Here is a 16576-nt window from a genome sequence, read left to right on the forward strand (position 1 = left end):
GGTTATTTGCCCGATTTGATCTTGGTCCAGCTACGGGTGATGTCACGCTGAACCTTGGCATCCGGTGCAGCAATGGCATACAGCTGTTTCTTCACGTCAGCGGGTGGATAGATGCTCGGGTCGCTGGTGATGGCCTTGTCGACCAGCGGCGTAGCGGCCTCGTTGCCGTTCGGGAAACGCACGGCGTTGGTGATTTCAGCCATGACTTCCGGCTGCATCAGGAAGTCCATGAACTTGTAGGCAGCTTCCTTGTGCTCGGCATCTTTAGGGATGGCGACCATGTCGTAGAAGGTACCGGCGCCTTCTTTCGGAATGATGTAGTCCACTTTGACCTTGTCGCCGGCTTCGTGGGCGCGAGCCTTGGCCTGCTCGACGTCACCCGAATAACCGACGGCCACGCAGATGTTGCCGTTGGCCAGGTCGCCAATGTACTTGGACGAGTGGAAGTAGGTGATCGAAGGACGGACCTTGAGGAACAGGTCCTCGGCGGCCTTCAGGTCTTCCTTGCTGGTGCTGTTGCTCGGCTTGCCCAGGTAGTGCAGCGCGGCCGGGAGCATTTCGGTCGGGGCATCCAGGAAGCTCACGCCGCAGCTCTTGAGCTTGGCGATGTTCTCAGGCTTGAACACCACGTCCCACGAGTCGATCTTGTCCACGCCCAGCGCGGCCTTGACCTTCTCCGGGTTGTAGCCGATGCCGATCGAACCCCACATGTACGGGAAGGCGTGCTTGTTGTCCTTGTCGCTGGCGTCGCCTACGGCCTTGAGCAGGTCCTTGTCGAGGTTCTTCCAGTTAGGCAGCTTGGAGCGGTCCAGCTCCTCGTAGACACCAGCCTTGATCTGCTTGGCCAGGAAGTTGTTCGACGGCACGACGATGTCGTAGCCCGACTTGCCGGCCAGCAGTTTGGCTTCCAGGGTTTCGTTGCTGTCGAATACGTCGTACTTGACCTTGATACCGGTCTGCTTCTCGAACTTGGCGATGGTGTCCGGCGCGATGTAGTCAGACCAGTTGTAGACGTTCAACACAGTGTCGTCAGCCTGAACAGCGGTAGCCATGGCACCCATCAGGGAGGCGGCCAGCAACGTTTTGCCCATTTTATTCATGCGTAATGCTCCAGAATTTTTATGTTAGCAACTGTCCAGCAGCCAGAACCCACGGTGCAGAGCGCGCGGCGACTGAAACAACCGCTAGTCTGGCAAGTTACAAGGCTCTGTTTCAAGGAAAGCAGGGCCTTGTAACGACTTAATGTCACATCGCTAGCCTAGCAAATGATTATCGAATCGCTTCCAGCGTCAAATCGAGGCATTTGCGCGCCTTTTCCACCAACTCGTCGATCTCCTGATGGCTGATCACCAGCGGTGGCGCGATGATCATCGTGTCGCCGACCGCACGCATGATCAGGCCGTTCTCGAAGCAGAAGTTGCGGCAGACCATGCCGACACCTTTGCCCTCGTAACGGCTGCGGGTCGCCTTGTCCTTGACCAGCTCGATTGCACCGAGCATGCCCAGGCCACGTACCTCGCCAACCAGTGGGTGGTCCTGCAGCTCACGCAAACGCTTTTGCAAATACGGTGCCGCTTCCGTACGCGCCTTCTCGACGATCTTCTCGTCGCGCAGGATGCGCAGGTTTTCCAGGCCCACCGCTGCCGCCACCGGGTGGCCGGAATAGGTGAAGCCGTGGTTGAAATCACCGCCTTCGCTGAGCACCTTGGCCACCTTGTCACGCACGATTACACCGCCCATGGGGATGTAGCCGGAAGTGAGGCCCTTGGCGATGGTCATCAGGTCGGGCTTGAGGTCGTAGTAATCGGAGCCGAACCACTCGCCGGTGCGGCCGAAACCGCAGATCACTTCGTCGGCGACGAACAGGATGTCGTACTTGGCCAGGATTTCCTTGACCTTCGGCCAGTAGGTTTCCGGCGGAATGATCACCCCACCGGCGCCCTGGATCGGCTCGGCGATGAACGCGGCGACGTTGTCTTCGCCGACTTCGAGAATCTTCTTCTCCAGTTGCTCGGCAGCCCAGACGCCGAACTCGTCCGAGCTCATGTCACCGCCTTCGCCGAACCAGTACGGCTGCGGAATATGCACGATGCCCGGGATCGGCAGGCCGCCCTGCTCGTGCATGCCGCTCATGCCACCCAGGCACGCACCGGCGAAGGTGGAGCCGTGGTAGCCGTTGATGCGGCCGATCATGGTCTGCTTGTGCGGCTTGCCCTTCAGCGCCCAGTAGTGGCGGACCATGCGCAGCACGGTGTCGTTGCCTTCGGAGCCGGAGCCGGTGAAGAACACATGGGTCATGCCTTCCGGCGCCACGTCGGTGATCGCCTTGGCCAACTCCAGGGCTGGCGGGTGAGCGGTCTGGAAGAACAGGTTGTAGTACGGCAGCTCGCGCATCTGCTTTTCTGCCGCCTGCACCAGTTCTTCACGGCCATAGCCGACCGCCACGCACCACAGGCCGGCCATGCCGTCGAGGATCTTGTTCCCCTCGCTGTCCCACAAATGCACACCCTGCGCCTTGGTGATGATGCGCGGCCCCTTCTCCTTCAACTGCTTGTAGTCAGAGAAGGGTGCAAGGTGGTGCTCGCCGCTCAGGTTCTGCCATTCACGGGTTTGCGGGTTGTTGACGCTCATGTGCCTCTCCATTTTCCGGCGGCCGCACCGGCGGCCTCAGGGTTGATCAGACAGCGAATAGCAGGAATTCACGCTCCCACGAGCTGATGACGCGCTTGAAGTTCTCGTGCTCTGCGCGTTTGGTCGCGACATAGCCGGTGATGAACTTCTTGCCCAGGTATTGCACCAGTGCACGGCTGTTTTCCATGCGCTCGAGGGCGTCCTCGATGGTCAGCGGCAGGCGCAGGTTGCGGCGTTCGTAGCCACGGCCCTGGACCGGCGCGCTGGCGTCAATGCCCTCGACCATGCCGATATAGCCGCACAGCAGGCTGGCGGCGATGGCCAGGTAAGGGTTGGCATCGGCACCCGGCAGGCGGTTCTCGACGCGACGGTTCTGCGGGCCGGCATCCGGTACACGCAGGCCAACGGTGCGGTTCTCCTCGCCCCACTCGACGTTCACTGGCGCCGAGGTGTCGGGCAGGAAGCGGCGGAACGAGTTGACGTTGGGGGCGAACAGCGGCAGCGCTTCGGGGATGAACTTCTGCAGGCCACCGATGTGGTGCAGGAACAGCTCGCTCATGCTGCCGTCTTCATTACTGAAGATGTTCTTGCCGGTGGCCACGTCGACCACGCTCTGGTGCAGGTGCATGGCGCTGCCCGGCTCGCCGGTCATCGGCTTGGCCATGAAGGTGGCAGCCACGTTGTGCTTGAGCGCGGCCTCGCGCATGGTGCGCTTGAACACCAGGATCTGGTCGGCCAGGTGCAGGGCGTCGCCATGACGGAAGTTGATTTCCATCTGCGCCGTGCCGTCTTCGTGGATCAGCGTGTCGAGGTCCAGGCGCTGCAGTTCGCACCAGTCGTAGACGTCTTCGAACAACGGGTCGAATTCGTTGGCGGCTTCGATCGAGAACGACTGGCGGCCGGTTTCCGGGCGGCCAGAGCGACCCACCGGCGGCTGCAGCGGGAAGTCCGGGTCTTCGCTGCGCTTGGTCAGGTAGAACTCCATCTCTGGCGCGACGATCGGCTGCCAGCCCTTGTCGGCGTAGAGCTTGAGGACTTTCTTCAGCACGTTGCGCGGCGACAGTTCGACCGGGTTGCCCTTCTTGTCGTAGGTGTCGTGGATCACCTGAGCGGTCGGCTCGATGGCCCACGGCACCAGGAATACGGCGTCCTGGTCGGGGCGGCAGATCATGTCGATGTCGGCCGGGTCGAGCAGGTCGTAATAGATGTCATCGTCGACATAGTCGCCGGTCACGGTCTGCAGCAGCACGCTCTCGGGCAGGCGCATGCCTTTTTCGGCGATGAATTTGTTGGTCGGCGAGATCTTGCCGCGGGTGATGCCGGTCAGGTCGCTGATCAGGCATTCGACTTCGGTGATCTTGTGCTCTTTCAACCAATCGGTGAGCTGGTCGAGGTTGTTACTCATAAATACCTCAGGAGGTAAGGTGGTCCGCGCCCTGATTCTGGATGGAGTAGATTGCTAAAGCAAAAACCCACGCGCAGGCGCACTGTGGATACACTGAAAACAAGCGTGTCCGTAGTGGAATCAAAGGGCAGGAATACGAGAAGAGCAACGAAAAAGCGTTACGAGGTGTGGTCCAGAGGCGCAAAGCGTCAATTATTGCGGCCATGCAGGCCACAGCTCGACCGATGCGTGCGGGAACGGCAGGGATACCCGACTGCACTGCGCAGGCAGCGCGTTCAGGTCGCGACAAGCGGACCATGTGACCCTCGTATTATTGTGTTCTGGGTTGAGTCCGAGCTTAGCCTTGTTAAATTTTTTACACAACACCTCCGTAAAAAATAAAACACGGCGTGTCGGAGATAGCCCTTTGCGGGGGAAATAGCGGATAATGGCACGCCCCGATATGCAGCAAATCTGCCGTCGATGTGCCATTTCGAGGCATCATGGGGTTGGCTTGACATCAGTTTGTCTTTTCGATTGACTGGTCCTGCAAGCCCCCCTTGATTGATATTTTTAACAACAAAGGTGTTGCATCATGTCGGTACCCCCGCGTGCCGTTCAGCTTAACGAAGCGAACGCGTTCCTTAAGGAACATCCTGAGGTTCTCTACGTTGACCTTCTGATTGCAGATATGAATGGTGTGGTGCGTGGCAAGCGCATTGAGCGCACCAGCCTCCACAAGGTTTACGAGAAAGGCATCAACCTGCCTGCCTCCCTCTTCGCCCTGGACATCAACGGTTCCACCGTCGAAAGCACCGGGCTGGGCCTGGACATCGGCGATGCTGACCGCATCTGCTACCCGATCCCCGGCACCCTCTCCAACGAACCCTGGCAGAAGCGCCCGACCGCACAGCTGCTGATGACCATGCACGAACTCGAAGGCGAGCCGTTCTTCGCCGACCCGCGCGAAGTGCTGCGTCAGGTGGTGAGCAAGTTCACCGAAATGGGCCTGACCATCTGCGCCGCGTTCGAGCTGGAGTTCTACCTGATCGACCAGGAGAACGTGAACGGCCGCCCGCAGCCGCCACGCTCGCCAATCTCGGGCAAGCGCCCACAGTCGACCCAGGTGTACCTGATCGACGACCTCGACGAATATGCCGACTGCCTGCAGGACATCCTCGAAGGCGCGAAAGAGCAAGGCATCCCGGCCGACGCCATCGTCAAGGAAAGCGCCCCGGCGCAGTTCGAAGTCAACCTGCACCACGTCGCCGACCCGCTCAAGGCCTGTGACTACGCGGTACTGCTCAAGCGGTTGATCAAGAACATTGCCTACGACCATGAAATGGACACCACTTTCATGGCCAAGCCCTACCCGGGCCAGGCTGGCAACGGCCTGCATGTACACATTTCCGTGCTGGACAAAGATGGCAACAACATCTTCACCAGCGAGGATCCCGAGCAGAACGCCGCGCTGCGTCACGCGATCGGCGGTGTGCTCGAGACCCTGCCCGCGTCCATGGCTTTCCTCTGCCCGAACGTCAACTCGTACCGCCGCTTCGGTGCACAGTTCTACGTGCCGAACGCACCGAGCTGGGGCCTGGACAACCGCACCGTGGCCCTTCGCGTGCCGACCGGCTCGCCGGACGCCGTGCGCATCGAACACCGCGTGGCCGGTGCCGACGCCAACCCGTACCTGATGATGGCTGCCGTACTGGCAGGCGTGCACCATGGCCTGACCAACAAGGTCGAGCCAGGTGAGCCGATCGAAGGCAACTCGTACGAGCAGCTGGAGCAGAGCCTGCCGAACAACCTGCGCGATGCCCTGCGCGAGCTGGACGACAGCGAGATCCTGAACAAGTACATCGATCCGAAGTACATCGACATCTTCGTCGCGTGCAAGGAGAGCGAGCTGGAGGAGTTCGAGCACTCGATCTCCGACCTCGAGTACAACTGGTATCTGCATACCGTGTAAGCAAAAACGCCGCCCACAAGGGCGGCGTTTTTCATTCCGGACCGCGTCGCCTGTTTCGCGGGCTTGCCCGCTCCCACAGGTACATCACAGGCTCAAGCATTGTGAGTATCCTGTGGGAGCGGGCGCGCCCGCGAAGAGGCCGGTACAGGCTTACAACGATTTCTCGAAAATCTTCGAATTGCGCTGGTAGTTGTACAGCGAAGCCCTCGCAGCCGGCAGGCGCTCCACGCCGCTAGGCGCAAACCCGCGTTCACGGAACCAGTGCGCCGTACGCGTGGTCAGCACGAACAAGGTATTCAACCCCATCTGCCGCGCCCGCCCCTCGATGCGCTCAAGCAACTCATCCCCGCGCCCGCCATGGCGGTACTCCGGGTTCACCGCCAGGCACGCCAGTTCACCCGCCTGCGAATCGGCGATCGGATACAGCGCCGCACAGGCGATGATCATGCCCTCACGCTCGACCACGCTGAACTGCTCGATCTCACGCTCCAGCACCTCGCGCGAACGACGCACCAGAATGCCCTGTTCTTCCAGCGGGCTGATCAACTCCAGCAAGCCACCGACATCGTCGATGGTCGCCTCGCGCACCACCTCGAACTGCTCCTGCGACACCAGCGTGCCGCCACCTTCGCGAGTGAACAGCTCGGTCAGCAGCGCACCGTCCTCGGCATAACTGACGATATGGCTACGTGCCACGCCGCCTTTGCAGGCCTCGGCGGCGGCATCCAGCAGCTCGCCCTGATAATCGCTGCCCAGGCGCGCCAGGTGCGGGGCAATCTGCTGCGGGCGCAGCTCACGCACCAGCTTGCCGTTTTCATCCAGCAGGCCCGGCTCGGCTCCGAACAGCAGCAGCTTGTCGGCGCCCAGCTCGATGGCCGCACGCGTGGCGACGTCTTCGCAGGCCAGGTTGAAGATTTCGCCAGTGGGCGAGTAGCCCAGCGGCGACAGCAGCACGATGGAGCGCTCGTCGAGCAGGCGGCTGATGCCCTTGCGGTCGACCCGACGCACTTCGCCGGTGTGGTGGTAGTCCACCCCTTCAAGCACGCCGATCGGCCGTGCGGTGACCAGGTTGCCGGAGGCCACGCGCAGGCGCGAGCCCTGCATCGGTGAAGCGGCGATGTCCATCGACAGGCGCGCCTCAATGGCCAGGCGCAGGGCGCCGACGGCGTCGATCACGCAGTCCAGGGTGGCGGCATCGGTAATGCGCATGCCCCGGTGGTAGTGCGGGGTCAGGCCGCGGTCAGCCAGGCGGCTCTCGATCTGCGGGCGCGAGCCATGCACCAGCACCAGGCGCACACCCAGGCTGTGCAGCAGCACCAGGTCGTGAACGATGTTGCCGAAATTCGGGTGTTCAACGCCGTCACCGGGGAGCATCACCACGAAGGTGCAGTCGCGATGGGCATTGATGTACGGGGAGGCATGACGTAGCCAGTTGACGTATTCGGGCATGACAGGGCCTGTGGATAAAGTGGACGGAGAACGGTGAATCACACGGCGTTCAGGATCATCGTCGGAACAGGCTTGCGGTCACGCGCGGTCTCCTCTAGGCAAGAACGAATCAGCAGGGTGGACGTTTAATTCAGGCAATAGTGCCGGATCAGGTCACGCAATAGACGCACGGTAGGCTCGATTCGTGACATTTCAAGGTATTCGCCAGGCTGGTGGGCGCAGGCGATGTCGCCGGGGCCCAGCACGATGGTCTGGCAACCGAGCTGCTGAAGATAAGGCGCTTCGGTACCGAACGCCACCGCTTCGGCCCGATGGCCGGTGAGGCGCTCGGCCACTTGCACCAGCTCGGCATCGGCGGCCTGCTCGAACGGTGGCACCTCAGGGAACAGAGGCGCGTAGTCGATGCGTACCTCATGGCGCTCGGCCACCGGCTGCAGCTTGCCGCGAATGGTGGCGCGCAGCTGTTCGACATCCATGCCTGGCAGCGGGCGCAGGTCGAACTCCAGGGCGCACTGGCCGCAGATGCGGTTGGGGTTGTCACCGCCATGGATGCAGCCGAAGTTCATGGTGGGCGTAGGCACGGTGAACTGCGGGTTGCTGAAGTGTGCCTGCCACTGCCGGCGCAGGCCCATCAGCTCGCCCATCACCTCGTGCATGGCCTCCATCGCGCTGCGGCCCAGGCTCGGGTCGGACGAATGGCCGCTGCGCCCGAGGATATCGATGCGGTCCATGAGGATGCCCTTGTGCATGCGGATCGGTCGCAAGCCCGTAGGCTCGCCGATCACCGCCGCGCGGCCGAGCGGCTGGCCGGCAGCGGCCAGGGCGCGGGCGCCGGACATGGAGCTTTCTTCATCGCAGGTGGCGAGGATCAGCAGCGGTTGCTTGAAATCGTGCTCCAGCAGCGGGATCACCGCTTCGATGATCAAGGCGAAAAAGCCTTTCATGTCGCAGCTGCCCAGGCCGACCCAGCGGCCATCGGCCTCGGTCAGCTTGAGCGGGTCGCTGGACCACAGCTGTTCGTCGTACGGCACGGTGTCGCTATGACCCGCCAGCACCAGGCCGCCAGGGCCGCTACCACGGCTGGCCAGCAGGTTGAACTTGCCGAGGCTGACCTGCTGGATGTCACAGCTGAAGCCCAGATCGCCCAGCCAGCCGGCCAGCAGGTCGATGACCTGGCGGTTGGACTGGTCCAGTGCAGGCTGGGTGCAGCTGACCGAGGGCGCGGCGATCAAGGCGGCAAACTGGTCTTTCAGCGTCGGCAACGGCATGCGCGTACTCCTCGGAAGCGTTGCCCATCATAGGACTATCCGCCGTCTGGAATAAACCGTTGCCGGCCGACTCCTGTAGACTGCCCTGCAACGACGCCCCTCCTTCGAGCCTGTGATGCACAAAGAAACCGAACTCAAGCTCCGCGCCAGCCGCGAGACCCTGGCCGCCCTGCGCGAGCACCCCCTGCTGAAAAAGCGCAACAAGTCCGGCTGGCAGACTCGCGAGCTGCTCAACCAGTATTTCGACACCCCCGAGCGCGACCTCTCCACCGCCCGTGTCGCCCTGCGCCTGCGCCGTGATGGCGAAGAAATCATCCAGACCCTGAAGTGCCGCGGCCAGAGCGTCGCCGGGCTGTCCGAGCGCAACGAGTACGAATGGCACCTGGACAAGGTCAAGCTCGACCTGAAAAAGCTCGACGCCACTTGCTGGCCCGAGCAGCTGGCCGAACTGGACAAGAAAACCATCAAGCCGCTGTTCACCACCGATTTCACCCGCGAATATGCCGAGATCAGCTGGGGCCGCGGCAAGAGCAAGGTGGTGATCGAGGCCGCGCTGGACCAGGGCTTCGTGATCGCTGGCAAGCGCAAGGAAGAGATCAGCGAGCTGGAACTGGAACTGCGCGAAGGCGCACCTGAAGCGCTGCTGGAACTGGCCGCCGAGCTGGCCGCGAGCCTGCCACTGATGCCGTGCGATATCAGCAAGGCCGAGCGTGGCTACCGCCTGCTGGAGCCGGACAGCTACGAGCTGGGCCTGCCTTCCACCGAACTGGACGCCGAAATGGCCGTGGACGACGCGTTCACCGCGCTCGCCTGGCAGCTGCTGGGCAGCAGCCAGCGCCTGGCCGAGCAGTACCGCCACAATGGCCACTGGCGCCTGCTGCAAGACTGGGTACAGTGCCTGGCCGAACTGCGTGCACTGGTTGCCAGCCTGGGCCAGGCCGCACCACGCGCGACCACTCGCGAGCTGCGCGCCAGCCTCGACGCGCTGCTGGAAGACTGGCGCCCGCTGGTGCAGGCCGGCAACGACGACGAAGACATCCGCCGTGCCGCGCCCGAGCAGTTCATCGAAGAGCTTGAAGACGTACGCTGGGGCCAGTTCTCCCTGGAAACCTCGCGCTGGCTGCTGGCCCGTGCCTGGACCGTGGAGCGCAAGGGCCGTGGCGAGCGCCAGGGCAAGGCGCAGCTGGCCAGCTGGCTGGCGCACCTGCTGGGCGAAGAAGGCCGCTCGCTGAAGCTGCCGCTGTACACCCAGCGTCCGGAAGACCTGGCCGAACAGCTGCCGCGTATCGAACAGCTGCTGGCCTGGCTGCACCACGCCCGCCAGGTGCTCGAAGCACCGCAGATGGACCGCCTGTACGGCGACCTGAAGAAGCTGCATGAGCTGGCGGAACTGCCGATCAGCGATGAAGTGCTGGAAGCGCGGATCGAGCAGGCCCGGGCGGTTGACCAGAGCCGCGGCTGGAAGCACCTGCTCAAGGCCTGATACCGAGTCGCTTTCTTCGCGGGTAAATCGGATCGCCGCACCGCCGCTCCCACAGGGATCGCGCAAAGCCTGAGGCCTGCGCAGTCCCTGTGGGAGCGGGCTTGCCCGCGAATAGCCTCACCTCGCCAGCGGCAGGCTGGTGGTGGACTTGATCTCCGAAAGCGCCACGATCGAGTTCACTTCCTGGATCCCGGGCACGTTCGATAGCTTTTCGAAGAAGAAGCGCTCATAAGCCTCGATATCCGAGGTGACGATGCGCAGCAAAAAGTCCACAGCCCCCATCAGCACATAGCACTCCAGCACTTCCGGAAAGCCGCGGATCGCCTCGGTGAATTCGGTGAAGTTGGAGCGGCCATGGGCATTGAGCTTCACCTCGGCGAAGATCTGCGTATTCAAGCCGACCTTCTTGCGATCCAGCAGGGTCACCTGCCCACGGATCACCCCCTCCTCTTTCAACCGCTGAATCCTGCGCCAGCAGGGTGATTGCGACAGCCCCACACGCTCGGCGATCTGCGCACTGGACAGCGATGCGTCCTCTTGCAGAAGCTCGAGAATGCGCCGGTCGTAGGCATCCAGTTCGCCTTGCATGAATAATTCTCCTAAATATGCTTATGCGAATTATTTAATCTTTAACACCCGCAATTCGATGGAATCATAGCGAAAAAATACCGGCTTCGACGTGCAAGAATTTCTCCCACATTCGGAGATCCAGCATGAACGCACTCGAACGCCCCCTGCCCCGCAGCGATGCCTGGGCCGCCAACGCCAGCCACAGCACCGTACGCTATCGCCTGCAGGCCGAAGCCGAGCCGGATACCCTGTGCCGGGTGCTCAACCTGTTTGCCTTGCAGTTCCTCACGCCGCACAGCGTGCAGGTCAGCCAGCAGGACGACTGGCTCGACATCGAGGTCGGCATCGGCGGGTTGAGCTGGCACCGGGCTGAAGTGATTGCGCAAAAACTGCGCAACCTGGTGTGTGTCGGGGAGGTGAGCCTGGAAAACCTGGCGCGCCTGGAGCTCGCGGCAGTCTGAAACCCGGCGGCGCAAAATCCCGAAACCCTTTCCCGAACCTCGCGCCTCCTTGCCCGGCTAGCCTTGACCCAGGACTCCCCCAAGGCACGGACGCCGCCGATGTTCACTCCCAACGAGCAATCCCTCGATCTCAAAAGCCTGCTGGACGCCTTGCAGGCCGACCAGCACCTGACCGCCACCGACTCATGCCAAGTCCGCGAGCAAGCGTCCCGGTACAGTGCTCACCACCCGCTTGAAGCCATCGCGGCGCTGGACCTGGAGGATCGCTGCCAGCCCGGTCAGCGGCTGAATCTGGACACCCTCTGCCAATGGCTGGCGCAAAAGGTCGGCCAGCCTTACTTGCGCATTGACCCCATGCAACTCGACCTGGCCCAGGTCAATGGCCTGATCTCCCCCGCCTTCGCGCAACGCCACGGCATCCTGATCATTGCCAACGACGCCAACGCCATCACCGTGGCCAGTGCCGAACCCTATCAACAGCTTTGGCAGGCTGACCTGGCGCGCAGCCTGGGCAAACCGATTCGCCGCGTGCTGGCCAGCCCGCTGCAGATTCGCCAACTGGGCCAGTCGCTGTTTCGCCTGGCCCACTCGGTACAAGGTGCGCAGCACCAACAAGCGACCAGCCTGGGCGAGCTCGAGCACTTGCTTGAGCTCGGCAAGCGGCAGGCAGAGGCCACGGCCGACGACGCGCACATCGTGCATATCGTCGACTGGCTGCTGCAGTACGCCATCGAGCAACGTGCCAGCGACATCCATCTGGAGCCACGCCGCGATCAAGGCCACCTGCGCTACCGCATCGATGGCCTGCTGCACACGGTCTACGCCTTCCCGGCCAGCGTCACCCTGGCCGTGGTCAGCCGCCTGAAACACCTGGGCCGCATGGATGTAGCGGAAAAGCGCCGCCCGCAGGACGGCCGGGTGAAGAGCAGCCTGCCAGGCGGTAGCGAGGTCGAGCTGCGCCTTTCGACGCTGCCGACGCCCTTTGGTGAAAAACTGGTGTTGCGCTTGTTCGACCCGCGCCAGCTGCAGGAGGACTTCGACCAATTGGGCCTGGAGGGCGAGCCACTGGCCCAGTGGCAAACGCTGCTGCAGCGCCGCCAGGGTATCCTGCTGGTCACCGGGCCTACCGGGTCCGGCAAGACCAGCACGCTCTACGCCAGCCTCAAGCAGCTGGCCACGCCGCAGGTCAACCTGTGCACCATCGAAGACCCGATCGAGCGGCTGGAACCGGCGTTCAACCAGATGCAGGTGCAGCCAGCCCTGGGCCTGGGTTTTGCCGATGGCGTGCGCACCCTGCTGCGCCAGGACCCGGACATCATCATGATCGGTGAAATCCGCGACCGCGAGACCGCACTGGTGGCGGTTCAGGCTGCGCTCACCGGGCACCTGGTACTCTCGACCCTGCACACCAATGACACCTGTAGCGCCATTACCCGCCTGCTTGAGCTGGGGGTGGCCGATTACCTGATCCGGGCGACCCTGGGCGGGGTCATGGCCCAGCGCCTGGTGCGCTTGCTCTGCCAGGCATGCCGGGGTCGCCCATCGAGCAATCCTTGCCAGGTTTGTCGGGGCACCGGCTACCGTGGCCGTACGGGCTTGTTCGAACTGCTGATCCCGAGCGACAGCCTGCGTGCACGGATAGGCGCCAGCACCGATCTGGCCGCACTGCAACGGCAGGCTCTAGCTGAAGGGTTACAGGATCTGCGCCGCTGTGGGGAGGCGAAAGTGGCCCGTGGGCTGACCCGTTCCGAGGAGGTGCTGCGGGTCTGTTCCTGAGCAAAAAACCCTTGTATTCAAGGAACTTGCGCCCATTTTGCTGGATCAAACCGACCATCCCCAACCCTCACCCTTCGAGGTGTTTCATCATGCGTCTCAAAACCGCCATCGCAGCTGCTGCCCTGCTTTCGCTGCCTGTTGGCTCTGCCATGGCCGATACCTTCTGGCGTAACGTAATGACTTCCGGCGCGACCACGGCGTCGAGCTACATCACTTCGCACGACCACAAGCTGGTACTCGCGGCACAGGATGACGCCGGCAGCTTCGTCGCCAGTGAAGGTGCGATTCGCGGGCCGTTCCTGGAGCAGGCGCTGCAACAGGTGCGCGCCGAGAACCCAGGTTTGCAAGCCTCGGACATGGATCTGGCCAACGCCATTCTGGCCAAGAACGCGGTAGCCGAATAACCGCGTCGCCTGCTTCGCGGGCAAGCCCGCTCCTACAGGAAAACACTGCCTGAGGGCTTGTGAATAACCTGTAGGAGCGGGCTTGTCCCGCGAAGAACCCAGCACTTATCTTCAGCCTTACCGGTAAGCCTCCACCGGCACGCAAGCACAGAACAGATTCCTGTCCCCATACACGTTGTCGACCCGATTCACCGCTGGCCAGTACTTGTGCTGGCGCACGTGAGCACTGGGCGCAACCGCCTGCTCCAGGCTGTAAGGCCGGCTCCACGGCGCCAGCACATCGGCCAGGGTATGCGGTGCATGCTTGAGCGGGTTGTCTTCCGCCGGCCAGTTACCCTCCTGCACCTCGGCAATCTCTGCCCGAATCGCCAGCATCGCTTCGACGAAGCGGTCCAGCTCGGCCTTCGACTCGCTTTCGGTGGGCTCGACCATCAAGGTCCCCGGCACCGGGAATGACATGGTCGGGGCGTGGAAGCCATAGTCCATCAGGCGCTTGGCGACGTCCTCCTCGGTGATGCCGGTCTGTGCCTTGAGTGGCCGCAGGTCGAGGATGCACTCATGGGCCACGCGCTGGTTGCGCCCGCGGTACAGCACCGGGAACGCGCCGCCGAGCTGGCTGGCCAGGTAGTTGGCCGAGAGGATCGCCACTTCGCTGGCATCAGCAAGCTGTGGGCCCATCATGGCGATGTACATCCAGCTGATCGGCAGGATGCTCGCACTGCCCCAGGGCGCGGCGCTGACCGCGCTGTTGTTCGGGTCCAGCCCCGGCACCGGCACCACCGGATGGCTGGCGACAAACGGCTTCAGATGCGCACGGATGCCAATCGGCCCCATGCCTGGGCCGCCACCACCGTGGGGAATGCAGAACGTCTTGTGCAGGTTCATGTGCGAAACGTCGGCACCGATATCAGCCGGTCGCGCCAGGCCGACCTGGGCGTTGAGGTTGGCGCCGTCCATGTACACCTGGCCACCGTGCTGGTGGACCACCTCGCAAATCTCGCGGATGCCCTCTTCGTACACACCATGGGTCGAGGGATAGGTGACCATCAGGCACGACAGCCTGGCCCCGGCGGCATGGGCCTTGGCCTTGAGGTCTTCGAGGTCGACGTTGCCAGCCTCGTCGCAATCGACGATCACCACCTCCATGCCCGCCATCTGCGCCGAAGCCGGGTTGGTGCCATGGGCCGATGACGGGATCAGGCACAGCGTGCGCTGAGGCTCATGACGGCTGCGGTGATAACGGGTAATGGCCATGAGCCCGGCGTATTCACCCTGGGCGCCGGAGTTGGGTTGCATGCAGATGGCGTCGAAGCCGGTAATGGCGCACAACCAGCTTTCCAGCTCGTCGATCATCGCCCTGTAGCCCGTGGCCTGTGCGGCGGGCGCAAAGGGGTGAAGCTGGGCGAAAGCAGGCCAGGTGATGGGGATCATCTCGCTGGTGGCATTGAGCTTCATGGTGCAGGAGCCGAGCGGGATCATCGACTGGTTCAGCGCCAGGTCCTTGTTTTCCAGCTGCTTGAGGTAGCGCAGCATCTCGGTTTCGCTGTGGTGCAGGTTGAACACCGGGTGGCTGAGGAACGGCGTGCGGCGCACCAGCGCAGCGGGGATGCCTTCGGGCAGCGCGTGCTGGTCGAGCGTGGCGATATCCAGGCCGTGATCGACGCCCAGGAAAATGTCGAACAGCCGCAGCACGGTGGCTTCGTTACAGGTTTCGTCCAGGCTCACGCCCAGATGGCCGCGCCCCAGAATGCGCAGGTTGATGCGGGCGGCCTCGGCACTTTCGATGATCGCCGCCTGAGCGCCGCCGACGTCCAGGGTCAAGGTGTCGAAAAAGTGCTGGTTGAGGCGCTTGATGCCTTTGGCCTCAAGGCCTGCCGCCAGCACGAAGGTCAGCCGATGCACCCGCTGGGCGATGCGCTGCAGGCCTTCCGGGCCGTGATACACCGCATAGAAACTGGCGATGTTGGCCAGCAGCACCTGGGCGGTGCAGATGTTGGAGTTGGCCTTTTCGCGGCGGATATGCTGCTCACGCGTCTGCAGGGCCATGCGCAGCGCCGTGTTGCCACGGGCATCGCGGGACACGCCAATGATGCGCCCGGGCATCGCCCGCTTGTAGTCGTCACGGCAAGCGAAGTAGGCCGCGTGCGGGCCACCGTAGCCCATCGGTACACCAAAGCGCTGGGTCGAACCCAGCACTACATCGGCTCCGAGCTCACCGGGTGGTGTCAGCATCACCAGGCTGAGCAGGTCGGCGGCCACACAGGCCACGGCCTGCTGGCTGTGCAGCTGGTCAATCAATGGCCGCAGGTCACGCACTTCGCCGTGGGTGTCCGGGTATTGCAGCAGGGCACCGAATACCTGGTGTTTGGCAAGGTTATCCACAGTGTCGATGATCAGCTGGAAACCGAAGCCCTCCGCGCGGGTTTTCAGTACCGACAAGGTCTGTGGGTGGCAATGCTCGTCGGCAAAGAAGGCGTTGCTCTTGTTGCGCGCCATTCGCTTGGCCAGGGCCATGGCTTCGGCAGCGGCCGTGGCTTCATCGAGCAACGACGCATTGGCCAGGGCCAGCCCGGTGAGGTCGATGACCATCTGCTGGAAGTTGAGCAGCGCCTCCAGACGGCCTTGGGCGATTTCCGGCTGATAGGGCGTGTAGGCGGTGTACCAGCCGGGGTTTTCCAGCACGTTGCGCAGGATGACGGTGGGCGTGACGGTGCCGTGGTAGCCCATGCCGATGAGGCTGGTCCACACCTGGTTCTGCTCGGCGTAGCCGGCGAGCTTGGCCAACGCAGCCTGTTCATCCAAGGCCGGCGGCAAGTCGAGGGCGCGGTTGAAGCGGATGCCTGGCGGCACGGTCTGCTCGATCAGCTCGCTGCGGCTGTTGAGGCCGAGGGTGCTGAGCATCGCCTGCTGCTCCGAGGCATCGGGCCCCAGGTGGCGGCGCAGGAAAGGGTTGAGCTCTTGCAGTTGATGCAGGGATGGCGACTGGGACATGTCGACGCTCTCTTCCTAGACCAGGTCTCATGGAGACTTATAAGTCTAGGAAGGGATCGGCGATGGTGCGGGAAAACTTGTTTCGGCAGGCTCGGCCTCTTCGCGGCTAAAGCCGCTCCTACAGGGCAACACACAGGCCTCGAAGGCGGCGCTATTCCTGTAGGAGCGGCTTTAGCCGCGAAGCAGG

12 protein-coding genes are annotated in these 16576 nt (G+C 62.9%); 5 read left to right on the forward strand and 7 right to left on the reverse strand.

Annotation, left to right across the window (positions count from 1 at the left end; genetic code table 11):
• Nucleotides 1–2 precede the first annotated feature (2 nt).
• The 3 genes from J7573_RS13855 to J7573_RS13865 form a co-directional block, all read right to left on the reverse strand.
• A complete protein-coding gene (locus J7573_RS13855; RefSeq protein WP_294335638.1) occupies nt 3–1100 on the reverse strand; it encodes a polyamine ABC transporter substrate-binding protein in 1098 nt (365 codons plus the stop codon).
• 169 nt (nt 1101–1269) lie between these two features.
• On the reverse strand, nt 1270–2631 hold the full coding sequence (locus tag J7573_RS13860; RefSeq protein ID WP_294335639.1) for an aspartate aminotransferase family protein: 1362 nt from the start codon (nt 2629–2631) through the stop codon (nt 1270–1272).
• Between the two features lie 46 nt (nt 2632–2677).
• Nucleotides 2678–4036 (reverse strand): glutamine synthetase family protein, encoded by a 1359-nt coding sequence (locus J7573_RS13865; protein WP_159412555.1) that lies wholly within the window; start codon nt 4034–4036, stop codon nt 2678–2680.
• Nucleotides 4037–4610: 574 nt separating this feature from the next.
• On the opposite strand from J7573_RS13865, the gene J7573_RS13870 reads away from it, so the two are divergent.
• Nucleotides 4611–5987 (forward strand): glutamine synthetase family protein, encoded by a 1377-nt coding sequence (locus tag J7573_RS13870; RefSeq protein ID WP_294335643.1) that lies wholly within the window; start codon nt 4611–4613, stop codon nt 5985–5987.
• Between the two features lie 150 nt (nt 5988–6137).
• Here the strand turns inward: J7573_RS13870 and argA are convergent, their stop codons facing one another.
• The gene (gene argA / locus J7573_RS13875; RefSeq protein WP_110632713.1) at nt 6138–7436 is read right to left on the reverse strand and encodes an amino-acid N-acetyltransferase; all 1299 of its coding nucleotides are present in this window, start codon (nt 7434–7436) and stop codon (nt 6138–6140) included.
• 125 nt (nt 7437–7561) lie between these two features.
• Nucleotides 7562–8704 carry an acetylornithine deacetylase gene (gene argE / locus J7573_RS13880; protein WP_294335645.1) on the reverse strand — a complete coding sequence of 381 codons (1143 nt, stop codon included), beginning with the start codon at nt 8702–8704 and terminating at the stop codon, nt 7562–7564.
• A gap of 115 nt (nt 8705–8819) precedes the next feature.
• On the opposite strand from argE, the gene J7573_RS13885 reads away from it, so the two are divergent.
• Entirely contained in the window at nt 8820–10187 is a 1368-nt protein-coding gene (locus J7573_RS13885; RefSeq protein ID WP_294335647.1) for a CYTH domain-containing protein, read from the forward strand.
• A 117-nt stretch (nt 10188–10304) separates the two neighbouring features.
• On the opposite strand, the gene J7573_RS13890 is transcribed toward J7573_RS13885, so the two are convergent.
• A complete protein-coding gene (locus J7573_RS13890) occupies nt 10305–10775 on the reverse strand; it encodes an Lrp/AsnC family transcriptional regulator (protein ID WP_294335649.1) in 471 nt (156 codons plus the stop codon).
• A 125-nt stretch (nt 10776–10900) separates the two neighbouring features.
• Between J7573_RS13890 and J7573_RS13895 the strand changes: the two genes are divergently transcribed.
• From J7573_RS13895 to J7573_RS13905, 3 genes are all read left to right on the forward strand, one after another.
• On the forward strand, nt 10901–11218 hold the full coding sequence (locus J7573_RS13895) for a hypothetical protein (protein WP_294335650.1): 318 nt from the start codon (nt 10901–10903) through the stop codon (nt 11216–11218).
• Nucleotides 11219–11317: 99 nt separating this feature from the next.
• On the forward strand, nt 11318–12994 hold the full coding sequence (locus J7573_RS13900) for a GspE/PulE family protein (protein WP_294335652.1): 1677 nt from the start codon (nt 11318–11320) through the stop codon (nt 12992–12994).
• Nucleotides 12995–13083: 89 nt separating this feature from the next.
• Nucleotides 13084–13398, forward strand: coding sequence for a DUF2388 domain-containing protein (locus J7573_RS13905; RefSeq protein ID WP_294335654.1), 315 nt, complete (start codon nt 13084–13086; stop codon nt 13396–13398).
• 117 nt (nt 13399–13515) lie between these two features.
• Here the strand turns inward: J7573_RS13905 and gcvP are convergent, their stop codons facing one another.
• Complete coding sequence (gene gcvP / locus J7573_RS13910; RefSeq protein ID WP_294335656.1) at nt 13516–16389, reverse strand: aminomethyl-transferring glycine dehydrogenase; 2874 nt, start codon at nt 16387–16389, stop codon at nt 13516–13518.
• Between the last annotated feature and the right edge of the window lie 187 nt (nt 16390–16576).

Origin of the sequence: Pseudomonas sp. (genome assembly GCF_017744435.1) — a bacterium.
In the GTDB taxonomy this organism is placed as follows: domain Bacteria; phylum Pseudomonadota; class Gammaproteobacteria; order Pseudomonadales; family Pseudomonadaceae; genus Aquipseudomonas.

Bases quoted from the DNA above. Each gene is read 5' to 3' on its own strand.
- gcvP (WP_294335656.1), bottom strand. From the start codon at position 16,389: ATGTCCCAGTCGCCATCCCTGCATCAACTGCAAGAGCTCAACCCTTTC.
- J7573_RS13855 (WP_294335638.1), bottom strand. From the start codon at position 1,100: ATGAATAAAATGGGCAAAACGTTGCTGGCCGCCTCCCTGATGGGTGCC.
- argE (WP_294335645.1), bottom strand. From the start codon at position 8,704: ATGCCGTTGCCGACGCTGAAAGACCAGTTTGCCGCCTTGATCGCCGCG.
- J7573_RS13905 (WP_294335654.1), top strand. From the start codon at position 13,084: ATGCGTCTCAAAACCGCCATCGCAGCTGCTGCCCTGCTTTCGCTGCCT.
- J7573_RS13895 (WP_294335650.1), top strand. From the start codon at position 10,901: ATGAACGCACTCGAACGCCCCCTGCCCCGCAGCGATGCCTGGGCCGCC.
- J7573_RS13900 (WP_294335652.1), top strand. From the start codon at position 11,318: ATGTTCACTCCCAACGAGCAATCCCTCGATCTCAAAAGCCTGCTGGAC.
- J7573_RS13870 (WP_294335643.1), top strand. From the start codon at position 4,611: ATGTCGGTACCCCCGCGTGCCGTTCAGCTTAACGAAGCGAACGCGTTC.
- argA (WP_110632713.1), bottom strand. From the start codon at position 7,436: ATGCCCGAATACGTCAACTGGCTACGTCATGCCTCCCCGTACATCAAT.
- J7573_RS13885 (WP_294335647.1), top strand. From the start codon at position 8,820: ATGCACAAAGAAACCGAACTCAAGCTCCGCGCCAGCCGCGAGACCCTG.
- J7573_RS13860 (WP_294335639.1), bottom strand. From the start codon at position 2,631: ATGAGCGTCAACAACCCGCAAACCCGTGAATGGCAGAACCTGAGCGGC.
- J7573_RS13865 (WP_159412555.1), bottom strand. From the start codon at position 4,036: ATGAGTAACAACCTCGACCAGCTCACCGATTGGTTGAAAGAGCACAAG.
- J7573_RS13890 (WP_294335649.1), bottom strand. From the start codon at position 10,775: ATGCAAGGCGAACTGGATGCCTACGACCGGCGCATTCTCGAGCTTCTG.